This window comes from Cohnella hongkongensis (assembly GCF_042654645.1).
GTDB lineage: Bacteria > Bacillota > Bacilli > Paenibacillales > Paenibacillaceae > Cohnella > Cohnella hongkongensis.
In genome coordinates this window covers 1-1,540 of record NZ_JBHSEP010000047.1, presented here as the reverse complement: position 1 = coordinate 1,540, position 1,540 = coordinate 1, and the positions used below count along the sequence as shown (strand labels likewise).

The 1,540-nt window shown below is 56.8% G+C and carries 1 rRNA gene; it reads right to left on the bottom strand.

Going from position 1 to position 1,540, the window contains the following annotated elements:
- Positions 1–1,540, bottom strand: a 23S ribosomal RNA gene (locus ACFO3S_RS27865); the annotation flags it as partial.

The window sequence follows — 1,540 nt, the reverse complement described above, 5'->3', positions numbered from 1 at the left end:
TGGGAAATCTCATCTTGAGGCAGGCTTCGCGCTTAGATGCTTTCAGCGCTTATCCCTTCCGCACTTGGCTACCCAGCGGTGCTCCTGGCGGAACAACTGGTACACCAGCGGTGCGTCCATCCCGGTCCTCTCGTACTAAGGACAGCCCCTCTCAAATTTCCTACGCCCGCGACAGATAGGGACCGAACTGTCTCACGACGTTCTGAACCCAGCTCGCGTACCGCTTTAATGGGCGAACAGCCCAACCCTTGGGACCTACTTCAGCCCCAGGATGCGATGAGCCGACATCGAGGTGCCAAACCTCCCCGTCGATGTGGACTCTTGGGGGAGATAAGCCTGTTATCCCCAGGGTAGCTTTTATCCGTTGAGCGATGGCCCTTCCATTCGGTACCACCGGATCACTAAGTCCGAGTTTCCTCCCTGCTCGACTTGTCGGTCTCGCAGTCAAGCTCCCTTATGCCTTTGCACTCTTCGCGCGATTTCCAACCGCGCTGAGGGAACCTTAGAGCGCCTCCGTTACTTTTTAGGAGGCGACCGCCCCAGTCAAACTGTCCGCCTGACACGGTCCCTCTGCCCGATTCAGGGCAGCAGGTTAGAACTCCGATACGATCAGGGTGGTATCCCAACGGCGCCTCCACAGAGGCTTGCGCCCCCGCTTCATCGGCTCCCACCTATCCTGTACAGACCGTACCAAAGTTCAATATCAAGCTACAGTAAAGCTCCATGGGGTCTTTCCGTCACGTCGCGGGTAACCTGCATCTTCACAGGTACTAAAATTTCACCGGATCTCTCGTTGAGACAGCGCCCAAGTCGTTACGCCATTCGTGCGGGTCAGAATTTACCTGACAAGGAATTTCGCTACCTTAGGACCGTTATAGTTACGGCCGCCGTTTACTGGGGCTTCGGTTCACAGCTTCGGGTTGCCCCTAACCGCTCCCCTTAACCTTCCAGCACCGGGCAGGCGTCAGCCCGTATACTTCGCCTTACGGCTTCGCACAGACCTGTGTTTTTGCTAAACAGTCGCTTGGGCCTCTTCACTGCGGCCCCCTCGGGCTATTCACCCTACCGAGGCACCCCTTCTCCCGAAGTTACGGGGTCATTTTGCCGAGTTCCTTAACGAGAGTTCTTCCGCGCGCCTTAGAATTCTCATCTCGCCCACCTGTGTCGGTTTACGGTACGGGCACCTTCTCCTGGCTAGAGGCTTTTCTTGGCAGCGTGGGTACACGACCTTCGGTACTGTGATTTTCCCTCCCCATCACCCCTTGAGGTTACGGCATGCGGATTTGCCTGCATACCCCTCTCATGGCTTGGACGAGCACATCCATCGGCTCGCGTCGCTTCCCTCCTGCGTCCCCCCATCGCTCATAACGGATTACGGTGGTACAGGAATTTCAACCTGTTGTCCATCGACTACGCCTTTCGGCCTCGCCTTAGGTCCCGACTTACCCTGGGCGGACGAACCTACCCCAGGAACCCTTAGGCTTTCGGCGGACAGGATTCTCACCTGTCTTTTCGTTACTCATACCGGCATTCTCACTTG